The organism is Mesorhizobium sp. WSM4817 (assembly GCF_055811135.1).
Genome location: NZ_JBVVQQ010000022.1, coordinates 14,382 through 18,303 on the forward strand (window position 1 = coordinate 14,382; position 3,922 = coordinate 18,303).

The 3,922-nt window shown below is 62.3% G+C and carries 2 protein-coding genes and 1 pseudogene; 1 reads left to right on the forward strand and 2 read right to left on the reverse strand.

Annotated features, from left to right (window positions below):
- Positions 1 to 209: 209 nt before the first annotated feature.
- Both AC0L2K_RS25570 and AC0L2K_RS25575 read right to left on the reverse strand, forming a co-directional pair.
- Complete coding sequence (locus AC0L2K_RS25570) at positions 210 to 1,091, reverse strand: ArdC family protein (RefSeq protein ID WP_473532722.1); 882 nt, start codon at positions 1,089 to 1,091, stop codon at positions 210 to 212.
- Positions 1,092 to 1,319: 228 nt separating this feature from the next.
- Positions 1,320 to 2,078: pseudogene (locus AC0L2K_RS25575) on the reverse strand (Fic/DOC family protein); the annotation flags it as partial.
- A 125-nt stretch (positions 2,079 to 2,203) separates the two neighbouring features.
- Between AC0L2K_RS25575 and AC0L2K_RS25580 the strand changes: the two are divergent.
- On the forward strand, positions 2,204 to 3,922 hold a 1,719-nt coding region (locus AC0L2K_RS25580; protein WP_473532628.1), incomplete at its 3' end, for a type I secretion system permease/ATPase.

The window sequence follows — 3,922 nt, forward strand, 5'->3', positions numbered from 1 at the left end:
CGCTCAAATGCCGGCCTCAAAACTGTAATTCCCCCCCACCCCCCGCCCCCGGTTTACTCCACCCCCTTTTTCACAAAAAACCCGGCCTAAAAACCCCCCGGGGGGGGGCGCCCCCCCCCCTCGACAGCTGGATTTCTGCATTACCCGCGATTTATGAGTGTCGACGGGCAACGCGCCCGTCGATCGATCAAAGAAGCACATTGAGAAAGCTAGGCGGCTACAAGTCCGGCCGCTGGCTGCAGAGTGGTAAGGTAGTCGGCAGCGGCCTGCGCCTTCGCAGCGGCCGTGATGATGGCCCTCTCGTCATTCTTCAGGACAGCGAGCCAGCTCGCCAGATAGGCGGCTGTGTTGTCGCGCGGATCATGCGCCACGCCCAGGTCGGCACACAGAAACGACGCCGCGAGCTCCGCAACGAGCTCCTCGACGGCATAGCCTTCACTGCCGAATCTGCCCGTCAGATCGCGGTCCAGGCGATGCTTTGCTCCGGACCAATGCGAAACCTCGTGTAGCAAAGTCGAGTAAAGGTGAACCTCGCTGTTGAAACGCTCGCGGTCAGGCATGAGGATGTCGTCGATGCTGGGCCGGTAGCAAGCTTTGGTGCCGCCGTAGCTGACGCTTGCGCCGGTGTTCTGGACGAAGCTTTCGACGGTCTCGATGTGCGGAACCGGATTGCCCGGCAGCTCTTCGGCCGGGCTGAAGAACCTGTCCGGCATGTTCTCGATCTGCTCAACATTGAAGACGGTGTAGCCCTTCAGATATGGAATCGTGCGGTCGTCGTCGTGACCTTTCGGCGTGAACGTGCCGTACTTAACGACAAGGGTGCCTTTTTCGCCCTTGCGGACTTGACCACCGAAGTCCTGGGCCTGCCGGTAGGTCATCCAGGTGTTTTCCTCGTAGCCGAACGTCTGGCCCGCCACCCACAGCATGATGACGTTGATGCCGCGGTAGGTTTCACCGGTCGCGCGGCGCGGGATGATCGGGCTGCAGCGGGCATTGCCGCGCCAGGGGCGGATCCAGGGTTTGGTGCCGGCTTCAAGCTGCTCGACAATGGTGTCCGTGATGCGCTGGTAGGTGTCCTTGATGCTCGTCATGGCCGTCTCCATCCGTTGGTTGACGGCAAAGACCGGAGATAACCGAAACGAGCTCATGCACCCCAAAGGGGCCGCAACGGAGAGGAGGACCGCGACAGCGGTTGCATGGGGGAGGGGCTATCGTAGCTTGTCCGTCAAATCACCCGACGGATGGAGGCGGCCGGCCGCATCGATCCCGCCTGGCCGGTCAACTGCGGTTGCTGAGAAGCTTGCTGCCTGCGGACGTTGTCACCGATCGCGGTCATCGCTAGCGCGCTGACGCGCTCGCTGCGCCGCGATATCGGTCTCGATGGCCTTCAGCTCGGCAGGAGGTGTGTCTTGCCGGGTCGCTTCGGCGCGTTCGGCCTGCACGGGCGCCTCGATGGCCTGTGGCTCACGGCCAAGGCGGGAAAAGTCGGATCGGGCGGTGAAGGTGATTTCCGCTTCATCATCGGGCAGTCGCTCCGGGAGCTCTGCGCGATCGACGGCGATGATCCGTTCGTCCGAGACAATGCTGGCGACACGGTCGTCGTGCCCGAGCACCTGGCCGGTCACTTCTTCGCCTGGGCGGGCTGTGCGAACGTTGTGTTCAAACGGTACCTCGCCGCGCGCCTCGAGGTCGGACAACGCGGCGCGAAGGGCTTCGCGCCGATTCGGGTCTACCGCGTCCTCGAGCACATGTTTCATGGCAGCGCGTGACGGGTCGTTCGTGGTTTCGATCGACGCCTCGATCATGCGCGGCTTGGTGATGACGGTGAAATCGACCTCATGGCCGTAGTGACGGCCAAGCTCGGCAATGAACGCCTCCTGGGTGCGTCCGTTGCCCTCGCGAAAGGGATGTACATAATTGAGCTCGGCCATGACCTGGCCCGCACGCTCGGCAAACTGCTCTGGCGTTGAATTGCGCAAAACGTCGGGATCACGGATGGGCTTCAACGCCTCGTCGAGCCCCATCTCGATGCGCGAGCCGTGAAGGAATGCGGTGCCGCCTTTGGAGAGGCCGCCGATCCGCAACTATTATCTTCATACTTTCTAATGTTAATATATCTGCCCGTCATAGACATTTTTGCAACACTTGTTCTTTTCTTTACTTCAACCCTTGCTTGCGAGGCAGCTGGAGGATGATAAGGCAATTGGGTTTTGCGGGGAAGGCATGTGGGAGCGGCCACGCCTATCATAATGGGCTGGACAGCGGCGTCGTATGCTTGACGCTGATGACGCAGTATTTGCGCCAGCCGGCTGATCCCGACGCCATTCGCCATGACTTGGGTTTGGGCGAACGGACCGCCGATCGCATCGACATCGTGCGGGCGGCAAAACGGCTGAAGCTTAGGGCGAAGATAGCGAGACCTTCGCCCAAGAGGCTGGACCGCCTGCCGCTGCCGGTGATCATCGAGAAGGCGGACGGCAGCTTTGCGCTGCTGGCGGCACTGTCTGCGGGCAAGGTCCTTTTGCAGGATCCGCAATCGGGTGCGCCGCAGGAGCTCGCGCGTGCGGACTTCGACCTCCTGTGGAGCGGTTACGTCGTCCTCGTCACCAGCCGGGCCTTCTCGCAAGGTTTTTCCAGGCGCTTCGATTTCTCCTGGTTCATTCCCGAAATCATCCGCTACCGCTGGATCTTCGCCGAGGTGCTGCTCGCCTCGTTCTTCGTGCAGCTGCTCGGCCTGATCTCGCCGATCTTCTTCCAGCTGGTGATCGACAAGGTGCTGGTCCACAACGGCCTGACGACGCTCGAAGTGCTGGTGATCGGCCTGTCCGCGGTCTCGATGTTCGAGGTGTTGCTTACCGGCCTGCGCACCTACACCACCATCCACACCACCAGCCGCATCGACGTGGCGCTTGGCGCCAAGCTGTTTCATCATCTGCTTGGCCTGCCGATCGCCTATTTCGAGGCAAGGCAGACCGGCCAGACCGTCGCTCGCGTCCACGAGCTCGAGAATATCAGAGCCTTCTTGACCGGCTCGGCGCTCACGGTGCTGCTGGATGTGCTCTTTCTCTTTGTCTTCCTCGCCGTCATGTATCTCTACAGCCCGTGGCTGACGCTGATCGTCATCCTGTCGATCCCGGCATACGTCGTGCTGTCGATGGCGGTCACACCGGAGTTCCGCCGCCGCATCGAGGAAAAGTTCAACCGCGGCGCCGAAAACCAGACCTTTTTGGTCGAATCCATCGTCGGCGTCGAAACGCTGAAGGCGATGGCGGTAGAGCCGCAGATGCAGCGGCGCTGGGAAGACCAGCTCGCCGGCTATGTCGCCGCCGGCTTCCGCACCGCCAGGCTCGCAAACTTCGCCAGCAACACCGCCCAGTTCATCTCCAAGGCGGTGATCGTCGCCACCATGTGGTTCGGCGCCAAGGCTGTGGTTGCCGGCGACATGACCGTCGGCCAGCTGGTCGCCTTCAACATCATGGCCGGGCGCGTCTCCGGGCCGGTGCTGCGTCTGGCGCAGCTCTGGCAGGATCTGCAGCAGGTGCGCATTTCCGTTGACCGGCTCGGCGACATCCTCAATGCGCCAATCGAGCTATCAGGCGGCGCCGGGCAGGGGTCGCTGCGCAAGATATCAGGCCATGCTGCCTTCGATCACGTCACCTTCCGCTACCGCCCCGGCGAGCGCGAGATCCTGAGCGACGTCTCCTTCAAGACTGAGCCGGGCGAGATCATAGGCATTGTCGGGCCGTCCGGCTCCGGCAAGAGCACCGTCGCCAAGCTCTTGCAGCGGCTGCATGTGCCGGAACGCGGACGCGTGCTGGTCGACGGTGTCGACCTGGCGCTGATCGATCCGCGCAGCCTGCGCCGACAGATCGGCGTCGTGTTGCAGGAGAACATCCTGTTTCGCCGCACCGTGCGCGAAAAC